General features: G+C 58.8%; 19 protein-coding genes. 10 read left to right on the top strand and 9 right to left on the bottom strand.

Annotated features, from left to right (window positions below; translation table 11 throughout):
- Window positions 1–431 precede the first annotated feature (431 nt).
- From AC4HNJ_RS07925 to AC4HNJ_RS07915, 3 genes are read right to left on the bottom strand one after another with little or no spacing between them, the layout of a single operon-like run.
- Window positions 432–923: a YfbM family protein gene (locus AC4HNJ_RS07925; RefSeq protein WP_490479016.1), complete on the bottom strand. Its 492-nt coding sequence runs from the start codon at window positions 921–923 to the stop codon at window positions 432–434.
- A gap of 57 nt (window positions 924–980) precedes the next feature.
- A complete protein-coding gene (locus AC4HNJ_RS07920) occupies window positions 981–1307 on the bottom strand; it encodes a hypothetical protein (protein ID WP_490479015.1) in 327 nt (108 codons plus the stop codon).
- Window position 1308: 1 nt separating this feature from the next.
- Window positions 1309–2277, bottom strand: a complete 969-nt coding sequence (locus AC4HNJ_RS07915) for an RHS repeat-associated core domain-containing protein (RefSeq protein WP_490479014.1) — start codon at window positions 2275–2277, stop codon at window positions 1309–1311.
- Between the two features lie 286 nt (window positions 2278–2563).
- Between AC4HNJ_RS07915 and AC4HNJ_RS07910 the strand changes: the two genes are divergently transcribed.
- Together AC4HNJ_RS07910 and AC4HNJ_RS07905 are read left to right on the top strand one after the other, a co-directional pair.
- The gene (locus AC4HNJ_RS07910; RefSeq protein WP_490479013.1) at window positions 2564–3490 is read left to right on the top strand and encodes a hypothetical protein; all 927 of its coding nucleotides are present in this window, start codon (window positions 2564–2566) and stop codon (window positions 3488–3490) included.
- Window positions 3491–3876: 386 nt separating this feature from the next.
- The gene (locus AC4HNJ_RS07905) at window positions 3877–4911 is read left to right on the top strand and encodes a hypothetical protein (protein ID WP_490479012.1); all 1035 of its coding nucleotides are present in this window, start codon (window positions 3877–3879) and stop codon (window positions 4909–4911) included.
- Between the two features lie 260 nt (window positions 4912–5171).
- Here AC4HNJ_RS07905 and AC4HNJ_RS07900 read toward each other — a convergent pair whose 3' ends face one another.
- A complete protein-coding gene (locus AC4HNJ_RS07900; RefSeq protein WP_490479011.1) occupies window positions 5172–5447 on the bottom strand; it encodes an XAC0095 family protein in 276 nt (91 codons plus the stop codon).
- 782 nt (window positions 5448–6229) lie between these two features.
- Window positions 6230–8179, bottom strand: a complete 1950-nt coding sequence (locus AC4HNJ_RS07895) for an alpha/beta hydrolase family protein (protein WP_490479010.1) — start codon at window positions 8177–8179, stop codon at window positions 6230–6232.
- Between the two features lie 285 nt (window positions 8180–8464).
- Between AC4HNJ_RS07895 and AC4HNJ_RS07890 the strand changes: the two genes are divergently transcribed.
- The 4 genes from AC4HNJ_RS07890 (at window position 8465) to AC4HNJ_RS07875 (ending at window position 13115) form a co-directional block, all read left to right on the top strand.
- Window positions 8465–9574: a sensor histidine kinase gene (locus AC4HNJ_RS07890; protein ID WP_490479009.1), complete on the top strand. Its 1110-nt coding sequence runs from the start codon at window positions 8465–8467 to the stop codon at window positions 9572–9574.
- Window positions 9571–10308: a LytR/AlgR family response regulator transcription factor gene (locus AC4HNJ_RS07885; RefSeq protein WP_490479008.1), complete on the top strand. Its 738-nt coding sequence runs from the start codon at window positions 9571–9573 to the stop codon at window positions 10306–10308. Before AC4HNJ_RS07890 ends, AC4HNJ_RS07885 begins: the two co-directional genes overlap by 4 nt.
- 274 nt (window positions 10309–10582) lie before the next feature.
- Entirely contained in the window at window positions 10583–11881 is a 1299-nt protein-coding gene (locus AC4HNJ_RS07880) for an ABC transporter permease (RefSeq protein ID WP_490479007.1), read from the top strand.
- Between the two features lies 1 nt (window position 11882).
- Window positions 11883–13115 carry an ABC transporter permease gene (locus tag AC4HNJ_RS07875; protein ID WP_490479006.1) on the top strand — a complete coding sequence of 411 codons (1233 nt, stop codon included), beginning with the start codon at window positions 11883–11885 and terminating at the stop codon, window positions 13113–13115.
- A 50-nt stretch (window positions 13116–13165) separates the two neighbouring features.
- Here AC4HNJ_RS07875 and AC4HNJ_RS07870 read toward each other — a convergent pair whose 3' ends face one another.
- Window positions 13166–13807 carry a DUF6348 family protein gene (locus AC4HNJ_RS07870; protein ID WP_490479005.1) on the bottom strand — a complete coding sequence of 214 codons (642 nt, stop codon included), beginning with the start codon at window positions 13805–13807 and terminating at the stop codon, window positions 13166–13168.
- Between the two features lie 443 nt (window positions 13808–14250).
- Between AC4HNJ_RS07870 and AC4HNJ_RS07865 the strand changes: the two genes are divergently transcribed.
- Both AC4HNJ_RS07865 and AC4HNJ_RS07860 read left to right on the top strand, forming a co-directional pair.
- Window positions 14251–15114, top strand: coding sequence for a Tll0287-like domain-containing protein (locus tag AC4HNJ_RS07865; protein WP_490479004.1), 864 nt, complete (start codon window positions 14251–14253; stop codon window positions 15112–15114).
- A gap of 3 nt (window positions 15115–15117) precedes the next feature.
- Window positions 15118–15801 carry a toll/interleukin-1 receptor domain-containing protein gene (locus tag AC4HNJ_RS07860; protein WP_490479003.1) on the top strand — a complete coding sequence of 228 codons (684 nt, stop codon included), beginning with the start codon at window positions 15118–15120 and terminating at the stop codon, window positions 15799–15801.
- A 16-nt stretch (window positions 15802–15817) separates the two neighbouring features.
- Here AC4HNJ_RS07860 and AC4HNJ_RS07855 read toward each other — a convergent pair whose 3' ends face one another.
- Window positions 15818–17497 (bottom strand): hypothetical protein, encoded by a 1680-nt coding sequence (locus tag AC4HNJ_RS07855; protein WP_490479002.1) that lies wholly within the window; start codon window positions 17495–17497, stop codon window positions 15818–15820.
- A 283-nt stretch (window positions 17498–17780) separates the two neighbouring features.
- On the opposite strand from AC4HNJ_RS07855, the gene AC4HNJ_RS07850 reads away from it, so the two are divergent.
- Complete coding sequence (locus tag AC4HNJ_RS07850) at window positions 17781–19985, top strand: toll/interleukin-1 receptor domain-containing protein (protein ID WP_490479001.1); 2205 nt, start codon at window positions 17781–17783, stop codon at window positions 19983–19985.
- A 69-nt stretch (window positions 19986–20054) separates the two neighbouring features.
- Window positions 20055–20498 carry a hypothetical protein gene (locus AC4HNJ_RS07845; protein ID WP_490479000.1) on the top strand — a complete coding sequence of 148 codons (444 nt, stop codon included), beginning with the start codon at window positions 20055–20057 and terminating at the stop codon, window positions 20496–20498.
- A gap of 117 nt (window positions 20499–20615) precedes the next feature.
- Here AC4HNJ_RS07845 and AC4HNJ_RS07840 read toward each other — a convergent pair whose 3' ends face one another.
- Both AC4HNJ_RS07840 and AC4HNJ_RS07835 read right to left on the bottom strand, forming a co-directional pair.
- Window positions 20616–22598: a hypothetical protein gene (locus AC4HNJ_RS07840; protein WP_490478999.1), complete on the bottom strand. Its 1983-nt coding sequence runs from the start codon at window positions 22596–22598 to the stop codon at window positions 20616–20618.
- 659 nt (window positions 22599–23257) lie between these two features.
- Entirely contained in the window at window positions 23258–24817 is a 1560-nt protein-coding gene (locus AC4HNJ_RS07835; protein WP_490478998.1) for a sulfotransferase family protein, read from the bottom strand.
- Window positions 24818–24829: the final 12 nt, after the last annotated feature.

The following is a 24829-nucleotide window of genomic DNA, read 5'->3' as shown; positions in this document are numbered from 1 at the left end:
TTGGCATCGTAAACATCATATAAATTGATGTAGCGAGAAAAAGAAAAATTAGCACCGATCCGATTGCCGTTCTTATTGGGTGGCTCGCAATGTGGTTAGACACCCGATTGAACCGCGCCGCCGTTGCGCGATCGACTCCCTCTGTACGCACTGTACTCGTCCGCCGCTGCTCAGCCTGACACTCAAGTCCAGCTCACGTTGATTGGCACTTCTGAGTGCGATTACCGCACCTTGGATACCCGCGTAACCTTCGGCAACCAAAAAAGCTCCGTAGGCTGTCGCCATCGAACGATCAAGTCCTTCGAGGTCCGACCACCCGACCAGGGTGTTACCGCTATAGAACTCAAAGCGCTTCATCTTCAGGGTCTCCCCTTGTCGACCAGAGCTAAGGTCAACTACGGGTTGGAAGCGGTCATTCCCATTCGTCGCCATTAGTTGATGAACAACAGCATCGCATCTCCCCTGTCTGCCGCTTCGCGGTAAAATTTCACCAGGTTGACGAAATGACCTAGGACGTAGGATCGACCAAAGTCGCCATCCCGCACCCAAATCTGTGGATAGATCTCTCGTTCGTCTAAGGCCTGAGGATTGAAGCGTTCGATGAACTCTTCCTTCGAAACGTTCGATAGAATGTCGGCGATCTCCTTCACTTGGCCCTGCGCCAAATAACGGGCGGGACCATAACCCGCGTCCCCACCAATCTCAGTACCACCCAGCACCGCCATACCCAAGACCCCGTGCCCGTCCCACTGAGATCCGTTCAGCGTGAAGTGAATCGCATGCCACGCCTTCTCCACGTCCAGCAGATTTGGAGGAACGTCACCGCTCTCTGGATAAAGAAATCCGAGGACATCGTCCGGGTTGCCTATGAGCCGATTCAACGTGGCGCCATCAATGGCAACGAAGTTACCTATCATTGACATACTGCCCCCTGTGCTTAGCTCGAAGCGCATTGCGCCTGTACCGCCAACTATACGTTGTCACTTGCCACGCATGTTGGTGACATTCACCAGCTTGGTGACTGTCAAGATCCTTTTGCACACGCCTAAGTTGCCGTAGCTTCCCCGATGTCCCAAGGTGCCTTGAACAGTCACATGCGACGTTCCTTCAGCGCCTTTTGTTGGAAGTTCGGCCTGTGACATATCTCCCTTTAGACACCATTGCTCATTTAAACCATCAGGAGTGAGGTACGCATATTCAAAATTGTAGAAATACTCTCCGCTGTAGGTATCTACTTTTGTGCCTACGGATGCACAACCAGTCATCGAAAACAAAAGCGCGACTGTCAAAAGTTTTGCGTGTTGCATCTCAGCAACCTCCATTGCCTGCATGCGTACCAGGCGAGCAAGTATTGGTATTTGTGGGTGCTCGAAGGATTTCTTGCATGGTCTGCTGATTTGCCTGTCCACCATTCAGAGAATTCATGATGCCAGATTGGCTAGAATCAGCTTGCTTGATGACGTTGCCATTGACGTCTACACCACCTTTGTATTGGTCACCGGCGCCGCTTACATGACCAAATTCATGCGCTACCGTGGAGGGCGTCGCTGCATATTTTCCGGTAGCTGCAATCGTCACTCGGTCGCCTCCAATTGCATTTGTCTGCGCTCGCCCAGATGCGGTTACGCCCTGTGTATCGGGTACAACCGAAAGAAAGTTTGTGTGTCCGGTTGTGTTCGTTCCGTTCGCCTCAATGGCTTGAGCCGTGACGGTAATAGTCTGCCCATTGAGGACGACTTTTCCGGAGAAATCTTGCTTGAACGATGCGTTTATGCTGGCTGTCGTCATGGGCAAGTGTGATCCGTCGTTCACGCCCACGATGTAGGGGACTGTTAGCGTCACATGCGTTGGATCTGACCAAAATAATTGGGCATCCCTTCCATCAGGGTCAAGGAAATTGATGGGATTGTCTTTCGCATAACCGTAGCGGTTGAACCTGTACGCATCGCCGGGTGATACGCCAACTGGATCGACACTTAGGAAGTGTCCGGTTACAGGGTCGTAATAGCGATGTTGCATATAGACCAAGCCCGTCTCGGGATCATTGACGTGTCCCGTATATCCGGGACCACTTGGTGGCGTACCCATCGCAACATTGCCATAGGGTGTGTAATCAAACGTCTTGGTAATGTTTCCATTCGCATCCGCTTCCGCCAAAGGCGTTCCCTGCGGATCGGTGTACACGTAAGTGACTGTTCCGTTCTGCTGAGCGTGCAAAGTGCCTGCGATCAAGACCAACAAACAAACAGCGATCCTGCGGTTTCCGTGACCAGCCATATCCTTTTCCCTGTTGTCCTTCCCCTATCGGTCTCAGGAGGTTACCCGAAAGCCTGTCATAGGTAACCATCTGCCGGTCCTACGCTCATTTTTCGACGCTCAGGACACCCAAAGGCAAGGGGCCCAGAATCAAACTCTCACGGTCGTTTTGAAATATAAGCTGAAACATTCTAAGTGGCAGTTCGATCTCGCAAACGAAGAGATAAGGTTCAATTAACCGCACGGTCTTGGCGCAGTGAATTTGACTTTGGCTTTCTACAACTTCTTTGTCGCAGGAGGGATAACCATGGAACAAACCAGCGAATCTTCGAGCAGCACCGAACAGGTAACGGTACAAATTATCGACGTGAAATCGAGCGCCCCAGCCACATCTTCGATTAGCGGTCATGAAAAGTCCATTTCAAAGACGGTCCATAAAAGTGACGAAAAACCCAAAAACCGCTGGTGGATGTCACTTCCGTTGTTGACCTTACTTGCCACAGTGTTTTATGCACAGGGTCGTATGTTCACTGAGGCGTACTTGGATTACTTCGGCTTGAATGCTTCACAATTTCCAGTATCTCCAGATGACGCTTACTGGTACGCACTCCTCGGCTGGTCGATGGTGGCAGGAAAAGGGCCTATCGCACTCTGGCACATTTACCCTCGCTACTTGCTTGCAGAGTGGCCGCAACTGGCGCTAGCGGTGCTGACTCCTCTAGCCGGCTTTTTGGGCGTCAAATTTGGCTGGTGGAAAAAGTTAAAGGCCATCACTCAGCGTCTAGGTAATAATCCGAAGATCGCTAGATATTTCAAGAAACCAAGCAATGATGTAGTTAAGCGTGTTGCTTATGGCGGGTTACCCACACTCTTTCTAATGTCAGTGCCAATGATTTTTATGGTTCTGACATTCTGCGTGGCTTTATTGATTTATCTAGTTGTCTTGCCGTTCTGGGCGCTCGGTCGAAAAGACGCAATGAGTGATTGCAGTACAGCAGCCGTCAATCATCCTATTGTTCATTACATCGGTGAGCCCACGGCGGACGCTCCGGCAAGATTGCTCCAATGCGGGCCAAACTTCTGCGCAGTTATCCGGGACGGCGAAGCGACAGCCATTCCTCGCACCTCCATTCAATCGGTAAGTGGCGTCCCCATCGGTCGAAAAATTTCGACTGCGCCAGTTCAAAAAAGCCAACAACTATGTGCGATACCCGCACAAAAGAAGAATCCCTAGCAAGTGATCTTCGGAGCATCGCCGCCACGTCTCAACAGCATATCTGCGTGAAATCATGGAGACGTGGCGGTTACTTTTTATCCGCAGGAAATGCGGGATGCGGCTCGGGATACCTTGATCGAGCTCACTAGATATATTGGTTTATTATTATCATATTGTTATGGAAACAAAATGATCGCTGGTGAACCCGTCACCTATCTGTCCGGCGACCTCCATTATTGTGCTGCCTCCAACCCGGCCTGAGCAGAGCCCGCCACAAGGAAAACGCAGCCCTTCCCCGTGGCGCCCATGATCGCCAAGCGACCAGCCCCTTCCCCTTCTTGTATCCCGTAAACAAACACGGTAAAGACAGCTGTCCAATATGGACGGGAGCAGGGGGATAGGAAATGATTCGCACGTTGATGGCTGTCGTCGGGCTGACGGCGATATGGCTTATGACGGGGTGCGCTACGTCGCGTAGCGAGATCAAGCTGCAAAGTCCTGTGGTTGTCGCGCCTGCAGCGTCGGGTTCATCCGCAAAGCGGGTGATCGTGATTGGCACGATTACCGACGAGCGCACGTTTGAGGACGCGCCGAGCGATCCAAGTACGCCGTCTCTGGGTTTCGGTGGGGCGGACAAGGCGAGCGATGACATAAAGGCTCGCGCCGTTGGCCGTAAGCGCAATACCTACGGCATGGCGCTGGGCGATGTGCTGTTGCAACCCGGGCAAACGGTGAAAGGTGTCATTCGGGAAAACCTCGTGGCGGCATTCGAGCAGGCGGGTTATCAGGTAAAGGACAAAGGCGATGCCGGTCCTGCTGCGCTCGTCGTGGATGTGCACATCAAGAAGTTCTGGGCGTGGTTTGATCCCGGCTTCTGGGCCATCACACTCAATAACGATATTGCGACCAATCTGGTCATCAGTGGCATCGACATGCCGGTGACGGTGAGCACCCACGTTGAAGAGAAACACGCGGCGGCGACGGAAGATTCCTGGATACAGATTGTCGACAAGGGGCTGAGCGCCTATCGTGATGACGTATCGCATCGGATACCGGGCATGGTGGGTTCCGACGACTCAGCGCAAACGATAGCGACGCCTGCACCCACGACTGTTGCCGAGCCCGTGCCGACATCGGTTGCCGCGACAACGGCGCCTGCGCCCGATCCTGTTACCGAAACCGGGCCGGCGACGGCGATGCCTTCGCCTCAACCCGCCGCACCATCGGCCCCTGCTCTGCCACCGGCGCCCATCACCCCGGATGTCGCCGCCAGTGTAGCGATGGCTCAGGCGGCGGCGAGCCAAGTGGGTTGCGGTGCTGTCCAGTCCAACGGCGGTTCGACGTTCATCGCACCGTGCAATGGCTATAGCGTGTTGATCGATTGCTATGACGGACAGTGCCGTCCCATGCATACCGTCGACGTCAAGAAAGAAGACTGAGGGCATCGCCGGGGAGTGGCTGAGAAACGTCCGATAGCGCTGCTGGACGAAAACATCCCCGACGTGAATGTCTGACGTGAATGTGTAGAGGCGTCCGCTTTCGATTATCGAAAGCGGGCGTATAAGCCTCGGTGGAACGAAGTAATCGACCATTGCCCATTCCAAGGTCGCCCCGTAAAAAAGACACACCTCAAAAGCAGCCCGATCCAGCGCCTTACCGGCGACGGCGCTGCTGAATGGTTTTCGCAACAACCCGCCCGCTACTGCAGGCTGTCATGCTGTCGGATGATCGACACGTGTGGTCGCGTCACGGCGTGATGCAGCACCTCGTTAATCTGGCCTGCAAAGCGTTCGAAGCTTTCGCCGAGTGCTGACCGCGTGACCTCCAGCAACACGCCATCTTCCGGCTCGGTTTGCGGATAGGCGAGCGCGGCGAGAAAGAAAAGCTGATCGCGGATTTCCTGCAACTTGATATGGCCGTCTTCACTCAGCTGGTAAGGATGCGAATCCAGCAAGGGATGATGTTTGTTTTGCATAGCATGATTCCATGTCTTTAAATCACGCCGCGCATTGCACGCGGCGTGACGGGACACAGGGCAAACGCCCCGCTGCATCATCTAAAAAGGTGGTAAGCCCTCTTGGACTACGTGCCCCTCATCGCCTGACACCACGCAAGCAGCGTGGCCGTGAGAGGGATGAACACCGGCAGGGGGTGAACACAGAGCCCTGTGCGTGCCGTATCATCTGGCTCAGCCATGATAACTTCCTCTTTAAGTTGTTATGGTCAGCGGGCCGGATGAGCTGTCACTCGTTCGGTCCGCGCTCTCACTTCCAAGGTCGGGCGTGCTGTGCCATCCGTTGTGTGATGAGCACGCCCGACCTGCAAACCATCGCGGAAAGCACCGTGGTTTGTCCAGCGCGTTTCGCCGATGCGATGCAAGTTTGAGACTTTGCCTCATTACCTTGCGTGCGCTTGCTTCTTGCAGCGCCCACTGCACGCGTGCTTTGTTCCTTCTATCTGCGTTGCACTCTCCACTCCCTCCCCTGTAAGCAGGGGAGGGTCGGGGTGGGGTGGCTTGCGCTGGCGGTGCTGATTCGATTCAACGCGAGATTGGCTTCACCCCACCCCAACCCTCCCCTACTGCACGTAGGGGAGGGGGCTGTATGCGCGAGATTGAAGTTCAACGCTCGAATGGTTTACGTGCGCATGCAAGCGTCGTTGGCATCGAGACTTGATCTCCCGCTTTCGCCTGCTTCTCGTCCCCTCCCCTGCGAGCAAGGCATGCGCTGCCGAAAACGGCAGCACATCGTTTCGGCATCAGTTCACTTGCACGCCAGGTCCAATATTTTTTTCGAGAAAGCTCTGTATATGGTTGTACATATCCACGAGATTTTCTTCCTTGTAGAAACCGTGCCCTTCGTTTGGCTTGACCAACCATTCGTACGGCTTGTGCGCGGCATCCAGTGCGGCACGCATCGCCTTGGCCTGCGCAAAGGGCGCACGCTCATCGGCTTCGCCGTGGATCAATAGCACGGGCACGTCGATCTTGTCGGCAAGCTTGTCTGGCGAATTGGCCGCCAGCTCGGAAGCATCCTTGCCAATGGCCTGCTCCAGGTAATTTCTCCCAGACTCCCGATCCTTGATGTCGCCCTTCTTGTACATCATGGAAAGATCGTAGATGCCGGCCTCGCCGATCGCGCACTTGAACAAGCCGGGCGCGCGGATCACCGTCATCATTGCCGAATAGCCGCCAAAGCTGCCGCCGTAAACGCAGACGCGCTTGGGATCGCCGTAATGCTGCGCTTCTGCCCACTTCACACCGTCGATCAAATCCTGCTGAATGCGCGTTCCCCATTTGCCGTAGCCCGCATCGACGAACCCAGGGCCGCGACCGCCCGATCCGCGATAGTTAACTTGCAGAACCAGATAGCCGCGGCTTGCGAGAAACTGCGCATCGTTGTCGAAAAACCACGTGTCGTGGACGTCGAACGGGCCACCGTGCGGCAGCAGCACCATCGGCAAGTTGCTCAGGGTAGCGCCGTGCGGCACGGTAAGAATCGCTTCCAGCGGCATGCCGTCACTGGCGGTGAAACGCATGGGCACACGCGACCCCATCTTGTCGGGATCGATGTCAGCGTTCTCCGAGAACAATTTCGCCACCGTCCTGGCTTTCATATCAAACAGGTAATACGTGCCGGGATCGCGATCGCTGCTGACTTCAAAAACCAGAACGGTTCCATCTTCGCTGAAGCTGGAGAAAGTGACGAACTCATTGGGAAACTTGGTGAGCAGCACTTGGTAAATCTGCGACAGTGGCTGATCGCCGTTGATAACAATCGACTTTGGAATGCCGGTGGCCGGCGCAGCGGCGATGGGTTCGTCTTGCGGCGTCCATTGCACATAGCCAATGTTGCCGAAGTCGTCTTTGGCCAGTACCTGTGCCTGGGTGCCGTCCGCATTCGTTTGCACCAGCGACAACGGGCCGCCTTTGACGCTAACGCGCGCATACAGATGCTGCGTGTCTTGCGAGAAGACGATAGGTTCGAAACGCTCACGGTTCGAAAGCGGCGCCCATTGGCCGTTCTGCATGCGATAGACGACGTAGTTATTGTCTATGTCCAGGCCTTCGGCGTAGCGCACCTTGCCGTCCGGATCCAAGGTGAAATCCATGTCACCCACATTGATCTGGCCGATCAGGTGGCGCACCCCGTTGTCGGCGTTTACATCGTAAAGCCAGGTGTTTTTCTCGTCGTCCCACATGTACGTCTGCATGTAGAAGTGACCGTTGGTTTTCGGCGGCAGGCCGGCGATGGTGGCGTAGCCATCGTCGGCGGTACGCTCCAGGCCACCGCGCCCGGCTACGCCCCATTCGCGATTGAACATGGGCTGGACCCGTTTGCCGTCCGCGTCGGTGGCTACGATTTCGCCCAATCGTTCCGGGCGATCGAGGGTACCCACGAATTTGGCCAGCTCGACCACCAGACGCTCGCGCGCGGTCCACTGGATGTCATACGGAAGCTGGTGAAAGGGCAGCCGCAGACTTTTGGGATGGTGCATATCATCGAGAGGGTAGATCAGCACGGCATGGTCTTCACCCTGCTCAATGGCTACCGCCAGGTACTTTCCGTCGGGCGAAAGCCTGGGTAACGAGAAACTGCTTCGCCGCGCAAAGACCTCCACCGGCACGCGGTCGCCGGCTGCGGCAGCAACCATAGGCATCAGCAAACACAGCGCTGCCGCCAGGGCGCGCGCACGTCCATTCTTCATGTTTGATTTCCCCTGAGTACACACGACATGTCATACGGTTCGGCCAACCTGCTCCCCCGAGGCCGCCCGCATGATTCAGTATAGCCAAAGAGTCGAAACCTGATCATGTCTGACATGGCCATGCACAGCAGGTTACAAAGCCGCCCTTGATCCTCGTCGGTTCAGCCCTGCTGAAGTAACGACTTTCAATGCCAGGACCATCGCCGGCTTGCCCCTCATAAGTCCCGCTTGCCACATAGAAGGCGCCTGTCGCGGCGGGCGAAGCTACACTCGCGCATGATGAACATGCGCTCCCATCTAGCTGCGACGGACGTCCATACCGATTACGGCGCGACGTTTCCTTCGAAGACCTTGGCCACGTTTTGGACGTTGTGGGCGGCGTTCTGGCTGCTCATGATCGGCGTTGCGATCGAGGATCAACTCCGTGATCCGCTCACCCGCTGGTGGGAGCCGGTTCTGACGGAGGGAAGTTCGGCACTGGTCTCCACCGGATGGATGTGGCTTGCCGTGCAGGTGCGGGAGCGCTACGCACGGCATCTGGACAAACCCTTGATCTGGTTCGGCAGCTATCTGCGGTGGTTGCCGTTGGTTGTCATCACGTGGATCACGGTAGTTTACGCGATACGGCATGGTGTCTACGCCGCCGTGGGCCGCACCTACGAGCACTCCGGATGGGGCTTTGTTGTTGTCTATGAGAGCCTCAAGCTGACGTATTTCACGGGGCTGTGGCTCGGGATACTGTTCGGTATCGATTCTTATGGACAGTGGCAACTCCAATGGCGCCGTCTGTTGCAAACGCAGAAAGCATTGGCCGAAGCGCAGCTTGCACAGTTACAAGGGCAGCTACGACCGCATTTCCTTTTCAATGCGCTCAACACCGTGTCCGCCCTGATGCATACCGACGTGACGCGCGCGGATCGTTTGGTTGCGGCGCTCGGCGATCTGCTGCGCGTCAGTCTTCGATCCATCGAGAACGAGATGACGCCGCTCGCTGAAGAACTTCGCACGCTTGCGTTGTACGCAGACATCATGCGCGAGCGGTTCCCGGATCGCGTGACATTGAGCTGGCAGACTGATCCGACCCTCCTCGATATTCCTGTTCCCGTGCTCATGCTGCAGCCCTTGCTTGAGAATGCGTTCAAGCACGGCGTCGAATCTACCGCGGTGCCTGTACGCATCCATATCCATGTCCGGCGCGAAAACGATTGGCTGGAAATCGCGGTCAGCAACTCGGGTTCCACGCTGGCGCCCACACATCGTGACGGGGTGGGATTCCGCAACTGCCGGGAGCGCCTGAACATCATCTACGGCAAAGCCGCGTCCTTGTTGGTGCGCAATGAAGGCGATGGCGTGGCCGCGCGTGTTTTGATACCGCTGACGGATGCCATTCCATGATCCGCGTCGTGATCGCCGACGACGAATCGCCGGCCCGCGAGAAACTCGAGCGTTGGCTGTCGGAGCAACCCGACATGACAGTGGTCGGATCGGCCGAAGACGGACTGTCCGCGTCGCAGTGCATCGAACGATTTCGCCCAGAGGTGGCCTTTCTGGATGTGCAGATGCCGACGCTGTCGGGACTCCAAGTGGCAGCGCAGCTCGAACCATCGAGCGCACCGCTGATCGTGTTCGTCACCGCCTTTGACGAGCATGCGGTGAAGGCGTTCGATCTCAATGCGATCGACTACCTGCTCAAGCCTTACGACCGGGATCGTTTCGCACGCACGGTGCAGCGTGTGAGGGAGCGGCTGCGCGCTCATGAGTCCGGCGCCACGGCAGTCACCGTTGGACGAATACAGACTCCCGCGTGCGAGCGCTTGCTCGTACCGGATGGCGAACGACTGCAACTGATCGATGCGGCATCCGTCGAATGGCTCCAGGCCGACGACAACTACGTGCATGTGCATACGACGACCCGCACCTACCTGCTGCGCAGGACCCTGCAGGACCTGCTGTCCCAGCTGGGAGAGCAGCGCTTTGTGCGTGTCCACAAGTCGGCAGCGGTGAACCTCGCTTCGATCGGATCGCTCACTCCGCTGTTCAAGGGCGACTACGAAATCCACCTGCACAACGGCCGCACGCTTCGGCTTAGCCGACGGTATCGCGATGCGTTATTCGCGCGCATGGGCTAAGAGCCCGTCGAACGTGGATGGTCAAGGCAAAGATTCGGCGAGGCGAGAATCGACTCCCGACGCTTCGCCCGCCCAGCGTGGCGCTACGGGCAGGTGAAGCGATGGGCATCGCCGGGTTGGCCGATTTGCAGCCGGCCATCCAACGTCCCACAGGCTCCGAATAAGGTCCACGTTGCCACGCCCACGTCTCCTTTCACCCCGCATCTGCTGCGGGCTTGTTGCCGGTGGATCAAGCTGCTGTTTGTGGAAGCGGCAGTAAATGGAGGGGGAGGGAATGTTCGGCTACTACTTCGACCTTGCCTTGCGGAGTCTCCGGCGCAACAAAGCGCTTACCGCGCTGATGGTGCTGGCGGTTGCACTGGGCATCGGCGCCAGCATGACCACGCTGACCGTGCTGCACGTGCTATCGGGCGATCCGTTGCCGGGACGTAGCCGCACGCTGTATGCGCCGCAGCTTGATCCGCGCGACATGGATGACTATCAACCGCATGGCGAACCGCCGGATCAAGTCACCTGGATCGACGGCATGAATCTATTGCGGGCGAAGCGGGCGGATCGTCAGGCGCTGATGACAGGCGGCTCGGTGGCCATCCAGCCGGCGCAGTCCGCGCTCGATCCGTTTTACGAAACCGCGCGCTATACCACGGCCGATTTCTTTCCGATGTTCGGCGTGCCGTTCCAGTATGGCCATGCCTGGGGTGCGTCCGAGGATGCGGCCAGCGCTGCCGTGGTGGTGATCAGCAGCAAGCTCAATGACAAGCTGTTCGGTGGCCGCGACAGCCGTGGACGCATGCTGCGCGTGGAGGGTCACGCCCTGCGCATCATCGGCGTGCTGGGGGATTGGCGGCCGAATCCGCATTTCTATGATCTCAACGTGAAGAACTACGGTGAGGATGAAGGCGTCTACGTGCCGTTATCCACCTCGCAGGCGTTGCATCTGGCGCATCTCGGCGGCGCCGATTGTTGGGGCAATGGCGGCGCCGACGCCACTCCCACGGCACCTTGCGTGTGGCTGCAGTTCTGGGTGCAGTTGGATACGCCGACCCAGGCCGCCGCGTACCGGCAATTTCTGATTCATTACTCGCAGGAGCAAAAGTCGCTGGGCCGCTTTGTACGTCCGCCCAATGTGCGTCTGCGCGATCTGATGCAATGGCTGGATTACGAGCAGGTGGTGCCCGGCGATGTGCAGCTGCAAACCTGGCTGGCGCTGGGTTTCCTGCTGGTGTGTCTGGTCAATACGGTGGGCCTGATGCTGGCCAAGTTCCTGCGCCGCTCCGCCGAACTGGGGGTGCGCCGTGCGCTGGGCGCATCGCAGCGTGCGTTATTCATGCAATTGCTGACGGAGTCTGGCGTGATCGGGCTTGCCGGTGGCCTGGGCGGCCTGCTGCTGGCGTATCTAGGCTTGTGGTGGGTGCGCCGACAGCCGGCGGACTACGCATCGCTGGCACATCTGGATGGCGCGATGCTGCTGATGACTTTTGTGCTGGCGGTGAGTGCGAGTCTGCTGGCCGGCGCGCTGCCGGCGTGGCGCGCCAGCCAGATCACGCCTGCCCTGCAACTGAAGAGCCCTTGATATGGATATACGACCGGTTCTCTCCACCCTGCGCCGACACAAGATCACCGCATGGCTGTTGATCCTGGAGATTTCACTGAGCTGCGCCATCGTGTGCAACGCGGTGTTTTTGATTCATCAACGCCTGCAGCGGATGGATATTCCCAGCGGCATTGCCGAACACGATCTGCTGCAGATCAAGTTTGCGTACATCGGCGATCGACCGGATGCCTACGCGCAGGCGCAAACCGATCTCGCGACCTTGCGGCAGATCGCCGGCGTGCAGGCGGTGGCCCTGGTAAACCAGCTGCCACTCAGTGGCTACGCCATGTCCAACAGCGGCCTCAAACTGCATGCCCACCAGCGGCAGAACTCGCTGGAGGTGGCGAGCTACTACGGACAGAACCTGCTAGCGACGCTGGGCGTACGACTGATGTCGGGGCGCGATTTTCAGCCCGATGAGCTGCTCGATCTGAAAACCGTCATGCCTGCGCTGCATGGCGACGATATGAAACACCTGCCGCATACCGTGATCGTCGACCAGGCCGTCGCCGCGCGACTGTGGCCAGGCCAGAATGCGCTGGGCAAGACGATCTACGTTGGCAACGACATCCCGTTGCAGGTGATCGGTGTGAGCGCCCCACTGGCGCGGCCCGATGCGCTGCAGATGGGTGCCCAGTACAGCATCGCCTATCCGATACGCCTGACTGCGACGGAAGGCGGAAGCTATGTGATCCGCACCGCCGCGAAGGATCGCGAGCAGGTGCTGAAATCCGCGCTGGCTGCACTCAAGCGCCTCGACCCCCGTCGCATCGTGCTGGAGCAGCGGACCTATGATGCAATACGCCGCGGGTTCTTCGAGAACGACCGCGCCATGGCAGGCATGCTGGTGGGCGTGATCGTGGCGTTGCTCCTCATTACCGCGCTGGGTATCGCGGGACTGGCCAGTTTCTGGGTGGGACAGCGCCGTCGCACCATCGGCGTGCGCCGTGCACTGGGCGCCACGCGTGCCGACATCCTGCGCTACTTCCAGACCGAGAACTTCGTGCTGGCGACGATCGGCATTGTGCTGGGCATGCTGCTGGCCTACGGCATCAACCTGTTCCTGATGCTGCATTACGAATTGCCGCGGCTGCCGGTGATTTATTTTCCGATCGGCGCGATGGCCCTGTGGTTGATCGGCCAGCTCGCGGTGCTGGCACCGGCGCTGCGCGCGGCGGCGGTGCCGCCGGTGGTGGCGACGCGAAGCGCATGAAGGGTTCTCTTGCTTTTTCAGCATGCACGGCGCCATGCCGATGAGCGATGTCAGTAATCCCGAATATCCAGCGCTACGAAGCAACGCGCGCTGTAGCCTTGCTCGGTTGACGGCCACGTCAATTGGTTCAGCAGGCGATCGCCACCGGGCCATGGCTGGTTGTCCAACAATGCTTCGGCCATCACTGAACCATCGTCGGCGCGACGATAGAACAAACGCACCCAGTGCAATTCACCACTCAAGGATTCATGGCGCAGGGCATCGTGCAGGCCGGACAGCCAGCCTTCGGGTGCAGCGACATCGTCACGGCTGAAGGCAAGCGGGCTGACAAATACATCCCAACTGCGTATGCCCAGATCCCAGCTTTGCAGTTGAATGCGGCGATCATCGGTGACGTACCAGCACGCGGCCAATAGCACATGCAGGACATGGCGTTCGAACGCCTTCAGGGCGTCGCGCACGCCGGCATCACCGTCTCCATGGCCGGCAAAGCTTTCTTCGATGCAGCGCTCTTCGCTGATGACGACATCCACATCCAACCGACCCGGCGCACCTTCCGCACCCTCATGCCAACTGCCGCGCACGGCGGGAAAATCGCCATCCGTCATCAGCCACTCTTCATCCAATTCCAGCTCCACATCGTGGCGCTGGAACAGGCGAAGCAGATGGGTTTGCACGGTGTTGTCGTTCATCGGGTCACTCCTGGTTTTAAGCGGCAACAGCGTCGCATAAATACATGGCCGCCTGCTGACATCGCGTGCCGTTTCATATTGCGTTTTTCATGGCCATGGCTGTCGCCAGAGCGAAGGAGGAAAGCACCTGCACCCATGCCGCGAATGCCGAGCCGCTGACGACCCGCCTCGACACGCGCCAGCCGGGCTTTACGCGGGATCCCTATCCATCCCGCAACCAAGGACCCCGACACACCGAGCACCCCACCCTCCCTCGCGACAGCCTTTGGCTTTGGCGGGAAAAGCCGTGCGAAAACCAGGCGGATTCCCGGTCTGGCGCTTTGTGTCATGATTTCCCGAGGTGACATGAATGGTGCGGTTCCAGGAAAGCCACCAACGTTCCAACAGGCAAGAACACCGCCGGGATCGGGTCGTGAACCTGTGCGCCGGCATGGGAGCCGAGCGTGCTGCTTCGGATCAACCTGATACTGCTTGTCGCCTTCGCGCTCGGCATGCTCGCGATCTCCCTGGTTGTGACATCGGCACTGCAGGAAAACGCAACGCGTGAGGTGCTTGCCCAGGCTGGTTTGATGATGGATAGCGCGGCAGCGATCCGCGCCTACACAGAGACCGAAATCGGGCCGCTGCTCGACGACAAGATGGTCAGCGCATTCCGCCCGCAGAGCGTGCCGTTCTATGCCGCGACGCAGAATTTCCTGACGCTGCACAAAGAACATCCTGACTATTCCTACAAGGAAGCTACGCTCAACCCGACCAATCCACGCGACCGCGCGACGGACTGGGAGGCCGACATCGTGCAACGCTTCCGCAACGACAGCAGCACCAGGGAAGTAAGTGGAATACGCGACACGCCGATGGGCAGAAGCCTTTACCTGGCGCGTCCGATCCGCGTCGATGCGGGCTGCCTGGGTTGTCACAGCGTGCCTTCGGCAGCACCTGCAACGATGCTCGCACGCTATGGCAGCGACAACGGATTTGGCTGGCAACCCAACGAGATTGTCGGCGCGCAAATCGTCTCGGTGCCATTCGCCAGTGCCGAATCGAGCGCCGCGCGCGTTCGTCGCCACTTGCTGACGGCCATCGCGGCATTGCTGCTCAGCGTCATGCTGATTATCAACGTGTCGCTCTATGTGCTGGTCATCCGTCCGGTGCGCCGGATCGCGCGAATCGCTGATCAGGTGAGCCTCGGCAATACGGCCGCCGCGGAATTTCCGCGCGGCGGCGGAACGGAACTGGCGGCCTTGGCAGCGGCCTTTAACCGCATGCGCAAGAGCTTGGACAAGGCGCTGCGGATGCTGGGTGGCTGATCCATGGCACACGACTTCTTCGTCAGTTATTCGCAGCCGGATCGGGATGCGGCGTTCGCGCTCGTGCAGCGACTGGAAGCGCGCGGCATGCGTCCATGGATCGCGCCGCGGGATGTCTCTCCAGCGTCCGACTGGGCCGCCGCAATCATCGATGCCATTTCCAGCGCACGGCTGATGGTTCTGGTTTTTTCCGGCAACAGCAACGACTCCAGCCAGGTGCGGCGCGAGGTGGAACGGGCCGTGCACAAACAGTTGCCGATCCTTCCGTTTCGGATCGAGGATGTGCTGCCATCGAAAAGCCTGGAGTATTTCCTCAGCGCACAACACTGGATGGACGCGTTCCCACCGCCGCTCGAACCGCACATCGACCGTCTGTGCGATTACCTTGAGACAGTCCTCGGCACGCACGCTGCTCACGATCACCTCGCCGAACATCCACCATCGCGTAGTACCGAGCCAGCCGAGACAAGCCATCCGGCCGGAACCATCGATGCGGCGCACTTGCGCCTGCTGGAGGTAGAACTCGCAAGGCATATCGGACCCGTGGCCGGCCATCTGGTACGTCGCGCCGCGCAGGGCGGCGGCGACCTGGACGCCCTTGCACGACGCCTCGCATCGGAAATTGACGGCGAGCAGGACCGACGGAGCTTCCTTCAAGCCTGCTGGCGGATCGGCAAGCACACTTAGTACGCAAGCGAAGCGATTAGAACTTGCTGTGCTCGACCTGGCGCTCCCGGCGCATGAGCGTCCATTCCGCATGTTCGGTCAGCGCCGCATCGCCCAGCGCACGGAGAATGCTGCGCTTTTCCGCCGGATCGTTCGTGCGGTCGAGTGCCGCTCGCGCGCCGCTGAAGATGCGCTGCATGAAGCGGTATTGCCGGATCAGTTCCTTATCGGCTTTGCGATAGGCATAGGCTTCGCGTACCGCAGCGACGATGGAAAAGACGGCCATGATCATCACCAGGGTCGTCTTGGTGGATTCGGGAAGCTTGAGCGCGAAGATCGCCAGGAACACGCTGATGCCAATGCCTACCCAGAGACTGATTGCCCCTATGATTTCCGTAAGGTGATGCAGGCCTGCACTCTCGGCGGTCTTGCACTCGAAGTAATGGAGTTGACCTGATCGACCCGATTCGCCGACCCATTCGCCAATGACGCGAGCAAGGGCATCGGGTTCCAGCTTCTTGTGCGGCTGCAGGCCCACCGCTCGCATCACATTGCGAATCCAACCCAGCTCGATGTTTTGCTTTTGCAGAAAGTTATCGTGGGCGAATTCGTGATCGGTGTCTTTCAAGATGCCCGCGCGTCGCCAGTAAAGCTGGATGCGCAAGCCTTCGGCCAGTGCGCGATAGTCGAGGTATTTGCGATGCCATTCGCGGCGGCGGGCCAGCGCCGCGACAAGGCCGCCGCCGGCAAACAACAGCAGGAAAAAATAGATGATGTTGTCCTCCTGCGCGAGATGGGCGTAGAACGTAAAGGCAATGCCCATGAGCGCAGCCAGCGTGAAGGTGATGCGCAGTGCGAGCAGCACTCGCTTCTGGAAGTGAAGGGCCAGCCAGTCGGCAGATCGAAACAGATGGTCGACGGTGTTGGCCGCCTCCCTGCCTGAAGTCGCTGACGTATTCGCCGCATCGATCTCGGCGGCGTACTTGGCGCAATCGTCATTGAATTCGACCATGTGGTGGATCATCAGCGCGAACTCTTGCGGCATGTCGCCATCCGCCGATACGGCGTCGCCCGTGCGCCAGAACGTTTGCAAGGGAGCCAGCCCCTCGGCTACCACCCCGTTCTCTCCCTCGCGCGAGCAAACGATGTGATAGAGCAGATGTTCGTCGCCACCACTAAGAACATGCCGCGCCTGGCGGGAATGTTCGCTGATGCCGGGCAAGGAACCGTGCAGGTAGTACTTGACGATCTGCCCGGTGCCACCAAGTCGGCCGGAATCTTTCCCGTCCCAGATCGCGACGAGGATATGGGCATGGCTGGCGATGAAAACGCCTGCCTTCGCATATTGGCGGTTTCGCGCTTCGCCATGCATGTGAAGCTCCTCGCGCGATTGACTCCTCAACATCGGCAGCCGGATCACTTCGGCCTGCTGTAGCAACGCTTCGAACTGCGTGCGAACCGAAGGGTCGGCGAAGTCTTCGACGTACATGTCCCGTGGCAGAGGAAGAGGCACGATGAGGCGGGCGCCAGCCGCTAATGCTTCGGATGCGAACAGTTGATCCCCGCCCTCCGCCAACGACGAGAGCGCCACGAGCGGCAAGGAAGGAAACTCGCTTTTGAGCCGCGCCAAAAGCGCGCGAACACATGCGCGGATCGGCTCGACTTCCGATGCGTCGATATTGCGATGACTCGTAACGCCGATCACCAAAGGTGTCATGGCAACCTCTGCGCAAGGCAGGATCGAAAACGCCTTGGAAACGCCGTGTCGCCCCCTGCCCGCCTTGTGCTCGGCATTCCGTGTGAGCCGGCCCGCTCCCTTTCCCCGCGGCGGCTTCCGGGCGGGATTCGGGGGCCAGCCTAGCACCAAAATGTGATGTATATCACATTTTGGTGCTAGGCTCAGGCGGTCGCGGAGCTTCGGTTGCCACCACGGCCGCCCCCGATCTCCCGAGATGTTCACGGCCAGGAAGGCTCAGCCTTTTCTTGGAGTGCGAGGCATCATGAGGCAGCCGCTGGCAGCGCCGGATTATCGGTATCGCGCCTTCATCAGCTATAGCCACCGGGATGCGCCCTGGGCTGCGTGGCTGCATCGGACGCTCGAGACCTATCGCGTGCCGTCGCGCCTGGTCGGTAAACCGACGAAAGCCGGCATCACGCCGCGCCGGCTCACTCCCATCTTTCGCGATCGCGATGAACTGGCCAGCGCTACCAATTTGGGCGCCAAGGTACGCGAAGCGCTCGCCCAATCGGCCAATCTGATTGTCATCTGCTCGCCGTTTTCGGCCGCATCCAAATGGGTGCAGGAAGAAGTGCTTGCGTACAAGCGGCTTGGGCGTGGCGATCATATTTTCTGTCTGATCGTCGACGGCGAACCGGCGACGGATGTGCCGCAGCAAGCGTGTTTTGCTCCTGCGTTGCGTTCCGAACTCGATGCGCAAGGAAGATTGACGGATGTATCGGCGGAACCTATCGCCGCGGACGCCAGGGCCGGCAAAGATGGCCGGCGCAACGCCAAGCTGAAATTGATTGCCGGCATGCTCGACATCAGTTTCGATAGCTTGAAGCAGCGAGAACTTCAGCGGCGCAATCGACGACTGACTGTGATCACAGCGATGGCCTTGCTGATCGCCTTCGTTACCGCCTCCCTTGCGCTCGTGGCCATGCACGCACGCCGTGCCGCGGAGGTAGCGCGTGCCGATGCCGAGCGCCGCCAACGGCAGTCGGAGGATTTGGTCGACTTCATGCTTGGCGACCTCAATGACAAACTGCACCAGGCCGAGCGGCTGGACATCCTGGAAGACGTCGACAACAAAGCCATGACGTACTTTGCGTCGATGCCAACGTCCGACGTCACGGACCAAGTGCTCGCACAACGCGCGAAGGTATTGGAAAAGATCGGATCGGTACGCCAGGAGCAAGGACATCTTGCCGAGGCGGTCGCCTCGTTCGAAGCAGCATCAACGCTTGCTTCGTCCTTGGCAATCAAAGCGCCGCACGATGTGGCGCGGCAGTTGCAGTGGGCACGCATACTGGCGTTCGTCGGCCTCGCCCACTGGTACGAAGGCCAGCTCGATCCGGCGCAGGAAGCTTTTGAAAAAGCGCGAGGCGTTTTGCTGAGCGCCGAATCGTTTGCGCACCAGAATCTCGAATGGGAGTTCGAGCTTGAAATGGTCGACAACGATATCGGCCACGTATTGGAAGCACGCGGCCAACTCGATGCAGCGCGTGGTCCTTATACAAGTGCTTTGGTTTTGTCAGCAAAGCTGGTCGCGGCGCAGCCGGAGCGCACTGACTGGGCCTCTGAATTGGGAGGCGCGCACAACAACCTGGGCAAGCTGGCCCTGCTTCGCGGCAATCTGCTGAACGCGCTGGCCGAGTACAGATCCGACGATGCGATCGAATCGGCACTGGCGGCCCAGCATCCCGAAGACATCAGCCAGCGCGAGGCGATGCTCACCGTTGAAGCCATTCTCGGGCGAACGCTTGCCCTGGCTGGTGCAGATGAGGCTGGCATCCGCCGCATGCAGCAGGCTGTGGACACGGCGAAAGAACTCGTCAGCAACAACCCCGGCAACCATGATTTCCAACAAGACCTCGCCCGCTATGCCGCCCAGCTGGCACGACTCCGGCGCATCCATGGCGACCTTGATGCAGCAAAAACGCTTACGGCGCAGTCGCTCGCCATCGTTCATACGCTGGTGCGGCAAAGCCCCATGGATGCGGAAATTCAGCGGCTCGATGGCGAAATACTGACGGAGCAGTCGGCGGAGTCGCTAGCGTCAGGACGCATGCAAGACGCGCGCGCGCAGGCACTGAGCGCAACGGACGCCCTCAGGCCATTGCTGGCCAAGCAGCCGCATGAGCGATCTGTCGTCCTGGCAAACATGGCGGCTCGACTCTTGCTGGCTGCTACGAGCACCGATGCGGATGCGGCCAGGCAATGGCGTTTGAGCGTGGTGTCGATCGCGCAGCAACAGCCCAGCGGCCAGGGCGATCCCCGGTTGCTGTCCATGGAGGCGCAGGCGCTTTTGGCACTGGGTGACACCGCAAAGGCGCAACCCGTGATGAAGCAGCTCTGGAACAGCGGCTATCGCGACGCGGAGTGGCTGGCCGTCATGCGTCACGGGCACTGGATGTATCCCGTCAACGCGGATATCCAGAAGCGCATGCTGGCGCAGAACCAAGCAGATCACGCTTCAGACTGACGGGAACGGTCGGAAGCGTGGAAGCACACCTGGATAGGAACCCCTATCTGTCAGACACGGGAGCTCTCCATGAAACACACCAAACCCCAACACATCGACATGCACGTAGAGCTTTACCGCGACCCAGGTGACGGATGGGAAAGCAATCTACTGGTCATCAACGGTGGACATCACCACAGCTTGTTCGAAAAGATTTCCACCGACAGCGAACCCCACACCATCAGTTGGACGCTCTCGGGAAACGCAAGCGGCGGTGAATTCTGTGCACTGGATGATCCGCAAAACCCAGGCTTCGCGTGGCTGGTCCGGCACCCTGCCGAAAAAGTCTTCCGCCACCTTCACCATCTCGGCAAAACCATCCGCATGCAAAACCATCACCGCGATAAAGGCAGCGAAGGCATCTGGCACTACCAGCTATTCGCGCGCTTTGGCGACAAGGTCTATGGCGTCCCCCTGACATTTAGCTGCGGCGCGGCAATGGCCAGCCCCAACCCGACCATCAAGAACACCTGACATGGATCACGATGGCCTGGGGCCTGCTGTAGCAACAGGAGACCGAACTTACCGTCATTTCATCGAAAGCATCATGCACGGGAAGCCACCCAGTGGCTTCCCGCACACGACGTCAAACTACTGCAACAGCGTCATGGCCATGATCTGCACATTGGCATTGTTCGGCAGCTGGATACTCTGAACGGTCTTGGTGTTGTTCAAGTTGAATTTGTAGTTGTAGAGATAGAACGTGCGGCTATCGCGCCCGCCGCTGTAGGTATCCCTGTAAGGCAAGGTGGCGGCCTGCAATTCACCCGCATAGCTCTGCGGGCTGAACCAGTCGCTGATGCTTTGGGTAAAGGTCGACGTGCTGCCATCGGTGTAGGTGACGGTGAAGGTCTGCGCGGTCTGGCTGCCATTCATCGCGGCACCCAGGAATTGCAGGCCGGAGAACTGGCCCGATGGCAAGGTGATCGTCTGGCCTGCCGCACTGATGTCATTGGCGGCGTTGGCGCTGCCGAAGCGGTACAGCACGTCGTTGAATTCCAGCGACGAGCCCAGCAACTGCGCGGAGTACGCATCGCCCACATCGTCCACGCCACCGGTCGACGAGAACGTGGCGCCGTCGTTGTAGATGCCGGTGCGATTGAACGCCGATGCGAGACTGACGGGCACGGCGGTTACCGTCGGGTTGCTCAACGCATACGACAAGACCGCCACGTTGCGATTGTTCGGCAACACCACGTTCTTGACGGTCTTGGTGCTGTCGATCGGGAACGCGTAGCCGTACAAATAGAACGTACGGTTATCCGTACCGCCGGTGCTGGTATCGCGATAAGCCATGGTGACGGCTTCCGACTCGCCCGGATAATTTTGCGGACTGAACCAGTCGCTCATGCTTTGGTTGATGACGGTGCTGGTGCCGTCGGTGTAGTTGACCATGAACGTCTGCGCCGCCTGGCTGCCATTGAGGCCGGTCGCCAGCATGCTGAGTTCGCTGTACTGACCTTGGCTCAGGGTGATCGTGCCGCCGCTCAGGGCATTGGCGGTATTGGCAGCGCCGAAACTGAAGGTATCGCCATTCCAGCTCTTCGAGTTGCCCAGCAAATTGGCCGAGTAGGCGTAGCCGTTGCCGTCCAGGCCGCCGGTGGTGAACGCGGTTCCATCGCTGTAGATGCCATATACGCCGGTAGTCGTCGCGCTTCCTCCGACGCCGTTGTTGATGGCACTGGCATAGGCGGCCGTTTCGTTCTGGCCGTTGTACGTCTTGCCGACGATGTCGTCGTACAACCACAGGAAACCGCCAGTGATGCCGCATTGAGAATGCCAACTGCTCATCGCGCTCTGGGCTTGCGGAGGCGTGTCGTCGCTATCCCACACGCCGGGATAAACCGGCACGCTGCCGAAATTCCATCCTGAGCAAGGGCTGTTGCCCGAGCCGCCGGCGTAGGTCTGCAGATGCACGCCGTCGACCGTGCCGGGGCTTTGGCTATTGATCTGCGAGACCACGGACGTCCAATAGGAAGCGTTGGTATACGGATCCACTTCCACGTGGTAACCAAGGCTGCCGAGCATCACGGCGAAGGCCACGGTCGATGCAGAGTCGTAGCTGTTCTCGTCGTCGAAATCGATGGCGTCGACCGATGGGAGCGCCGCCTTGAGGGCCTGGAAATCCTTGTAGAGAATGCTGCTTGGACCGGTTCCTTGCGCGTTGACGAGTGCCTTGATGTCTTGCCAATCACCTACGTTCGACGAACCGATGCTGAAGGTAATGCGCTTGGGCGTGCCTTGTTTCATGGTGACAAGGTCCGCTGCAAACGAAGGCCATGTGTTATTGCCCACGTAGGTGCCGCCTGAGGTGAGCGGAAATTCGCCATTGAAATTCAGATCGCCGGCCGAATTGACTTCAACACTCCACACCACCACTTCGGTAAAGCCGGAGTTTTCGATTTCCGAGATATTGCTCGCCACATGCTTGTATAACGGCCCACCGCCGAAAATACCGGTATAGCCCGTGGTCTGGGCGTAGGCACTTCCACCTGCGCATGCGAGCGCTGATACGAGAAACATTAGCGTCGAGGTGCGACGCAACCGCGAGTACCGATCCTTCCTATGCTTCATGGGTACGCTCTCCAAAGTAAATGGAATGGATACGCGCTGGCTGCCATGGACGCTCACAAAATCAAACTGCGTAGCCACCGGCATTCGGCGCTGCTGAAAGACAAGGCTACGAAGGGTGCTGCGGCTAAGAGGCTCGTCGCCGCACGCTTCGATTCAAAACTGGAAATGCAAACCACTCATCATCGATGCCGCGGCCATTGCCGCGGACAGCACGCTCTTGCTGTACACCTGCCCCGCTCCCCTTCAGCTGTTTTGAAGGGCACAAACTCGCCCTGAGCCATGGCTGTGCCATGCCCCTCGATCCTGCTTTTCAGAAATGCGCAAACTGACCCAATCGCTGGCGCGTACTGCAGGTGGATAACCCCCTCACGGCGCCACGTTCGAAGCCTTCGGACACTGCTGCTTTAATCGATCCAAATTCCCGTGACAACGTTAGACAAAAATCACGAGTGCGCGTAATCAATAGGGCAGTAAAAAGGTAATGTCAATAAAAATTTGCATCGATCTAATTTAGAAATTCTAAATGCATCTTGTTGATGTAGATGAAATTTTTGTCAACGCATTGCGGCACGACAGCAAAGCCGTTAAATCAGTCCAGCGCCATCATGTGTTTATAGAATGCTGCGCTCGCAAAAATCGCCCCTTCATCCGTTTAAAAACTAGAACGGAAGTCCGAGTGCCTCGCGCAACGGATTCAGCAAAGCACCATAGCGTGGTGCGCGCGCCGTATCGGTCCGCAATGGCTGTCGCACTTGCATGGCGCTCGGTGTGCCGACCACGCGCCGTGTTTCATGGAAACGCAAGCATGCTTCTTCGAAGGGCAAGCCGCAAAATTCAAGCAACATGCGAATGTGATGTTCGGGGTCGTGGAGCAGCGCTTCGTACACGTGCGGGTAAACGTGTGCCGGTTCTTTCTGCGCCCAATGACGCGCCGTCGCATCGAAGCTATGCCAATACGCAGCCAAGTCGGGAAAGGCGCGCGTATAGTCGTTACCGGGAAAGTACTGCCGGTAGCACGAGAAACAGGTTTCGAGTGCGTCGCGGCGACTGATAACGATGCGCGCACCTGGCAACATCGCGCGAATCATGCCGATGTGCATCCAGTTGTTCGGCAATTTGTCAGTAAATATCGGACGCTGCTTGCGCCAGCGCGCTGTTCGCTGCAGATAGCGCTGCCCCAATCGACGCCAATCCTCCGCACTCATATCCGCCAACCATCCGGGATACGCTTTTTTGCGCCGGTTCGATTCTTCGGCAATCACCAAGGGTAGATCGCTAAGTTCGGCGGCGCCTTCGACGCGAGAGTGCGTGGCGAGAATTTGTTCGACCAGCGTCGATCCCGAACGCGGCATGCCTACGATGAAAATCACATCCGAGCCAAGGTCGTGCCCGGCATGGGTCGTGCAAACGGCAGCATTGATCGCCTTGATCGTCGCCGCAAAAGCTGGCGCATTCCATGTGCGATGCTTTCGCGCGATGTCGTTAGCCGTCATCAAGGCCTGCATCGATTCGGCATAACGGCCTTGATCGTCCCATGCTTTGGCCAGGGCGAAACCCATCGCCACGCGATCGCCCTCGGCAGCCTGCGGATGCGTGAGCGCGCGCTGGATGGCGTCGCTGTCGGCCGGGCCCAGGCGCAGTGTCTTGATTTCCGCCAAGCCCCACCATGCCATGCCGGCCCATGGCTGTTCGGCCAGCAACGTTCGATATTCGGCGATCGCTTCATCGCGAAAATTATCCATGCGCAATAAATCGGCGAGTTGCGCGCGTGCGGCGGCGTAGTCGGGCGCCAAGGTGACTGCATGCCGCAACGCAGTCCGCGCTTCGTCGAAGCGCGCGCTGCGCGTCAGGAACAGGCCGAGGTTGTACCAGGCCATGACAAAACCTGGTTGAAGCTCGCAGGCGCGGCGTAAAAAGTCGATCGCCTGATCAAGTTCACCCGCCTCCGCCAGGAAGATGGCAAACGCATTGTGATACAGCGCCTCTTGCGGCCGTTGCTCCAGCGCGCGATGCATGTCGCGCAAGGCCGCCCGGTGTTCGCCGCGCAGGCTCAGCAAGCTCGCATGCAGGCGCAAAACTTCCGGATGATCGGGATAACTGGCCAGCACCGGCGCCAACTGGGGCGCCGCCTGATCGGGGCGATTCATTTCCAATGCCTGCCCTGTGGCGATCACGCGGTTCACCGCAACCGGATCCAGGCCTTGCAATAAGGGATTCACATGCCTCTCCGA

This window comes from Dyella sp. SYSU CM1112 (genome assembly GCF_058216415.1).
The sequence above is the reverse complement of the archived record's forward strand: the minus strand, read 5'-3'. Positions and strand labels throughout refer to the sequence as shown.

What these genes read in the sequence shown, in the direction of transcription:
- AC4HNJ_RS07925 (WP_490479016.1), bottom strand. Translation starts at nt 923, where the DNA reads ATGTCAATGATAGGTAACTTCGTTGCCATTGATGGCGCCACGTTGAAT.
- AC4HNJ_RS07920 (WP_490479015.1), bottom strand. Translation starts at nt 1,307, where the DNA reads ATGCAACACGCAAAACTTTTGACAGTCGCGCTTTTGTTTTCGATGACT.
- AC4HNJ_RS07915 (WP_490479014.1), bottom strand. Translation starts at nt 2,277, where the DNA reads ATGGCTGGTCACGGAAACCGCAGGATCGCTGTTTGTTTGTTGGTCTTG.
- AC4HNJ_RS07910 (WP_490479013.1), top strand. Translation starts at nt 2,564, where the DNA reads ATGGAACAAACCAGCGAATCTTCGAGCAGCACCGAACAGGTAACGGTA.
- AC4HNJ_RS07905 (WP_490479012.1), top strand. Translation starts at nt 3,877, where the DNA reads ATGATTCGCACGTTGATGGCTGTCGTCGGGCTGACGGCGATATGGCTT.
- AC4HNJ_RS07900 (WP_490479011.1), bottom strand. Translation starts at nt 5,447, where the DNA reads ATGCAAAACAAACATCATCCCTTGCTGGATTCGCATCCTTACCAGCTG.
- AC4HNJ_RS07895 (WP_490479010.1), bottom strand. Translation starts at nt 8,179, where the DNA reads ATGAAGAATGGACGTGCGCGCGCCCTGGCGGCAGCGCTGTGTTTGCTG.
- AC4HNJ_RS07890 (WP_490479009.1), top strand. Translation starts at nt 8,465, where the DNA reads ATGCGCTCCCATCTAGCTGCGACGGACGTCCATACCGATTACGGCGCG.
- AC4HNJ_RS07885 (WP_490479008.1), top strand. Translation starts at nt 9,571, where the DNA reads ATGATCCGCGTCGTGATCGCCGACGACGAATCGCCGGCCCGCGAGAAA.
- AC4HNJ_RS07880 (WP_490479007.1), top strand. Translation starts at nt 10,583, where the DNA reads ATGTTCGGCTACTACTTCGACCTTGCCTTGCGGAGTCTCCGGCGCAAC.
- AC4HNJ_RS07875 (WP_490479006.1), top strand. Translation starts at nt 11,883, where the DNA reads ATGGATATACGACCGGTTCTCTCCACCCTGCGCCGACACAAGATCACC.
- AC4HNJ_RS07870 (WP_490479005.1), bottom strand. Translation starts at nt 13,807, where the DNA reads ATGAACGACAACACCGTGCAAACCCATCTGCTTCGCCTGTTCCAGCGC.
- AC4HNJ_RS07860 (WP_490479003.1), top strand. Translation starts at nt 15,118, where the DNA reads ATGGCACACGACTTCTTCGTCAGTTATTCGCAGCCGGATCGGGATGCG.
- AC4HNJ_RS07855 (WP_490479002.1), bottom strand. Translation starts at nt 17,497, where the DNA reads ATGACACCTTTGGTGATCGGCGTTACGAGTCATCGCAATATCGACGCA.
- AC4HNJ_RS07850 (WP_490479001.1), top strand. Translation starts at nt 17,781, where the DNA reads ATGAGGCAGCCGCTGGCAGCGCCGGATTATCGGTATCGCGCCTTCATC.
- AC4HNJ_RS07845 (WP_490479000.1), top strand. Translation starts at nt 20,055, where the DNA reads ATGAAACACACCAAACCCCAACACATCGACATGCACGTAGAGCTTTAC.
- AC4HNJ_RS07840 (WP_490478999.1), bottom strand. Translation starts at nt 22,598, where the DNA reads ATGAAGCATAGGAAGGATCGGTACTCGCGGTTGCGTCGCACCTCGACG.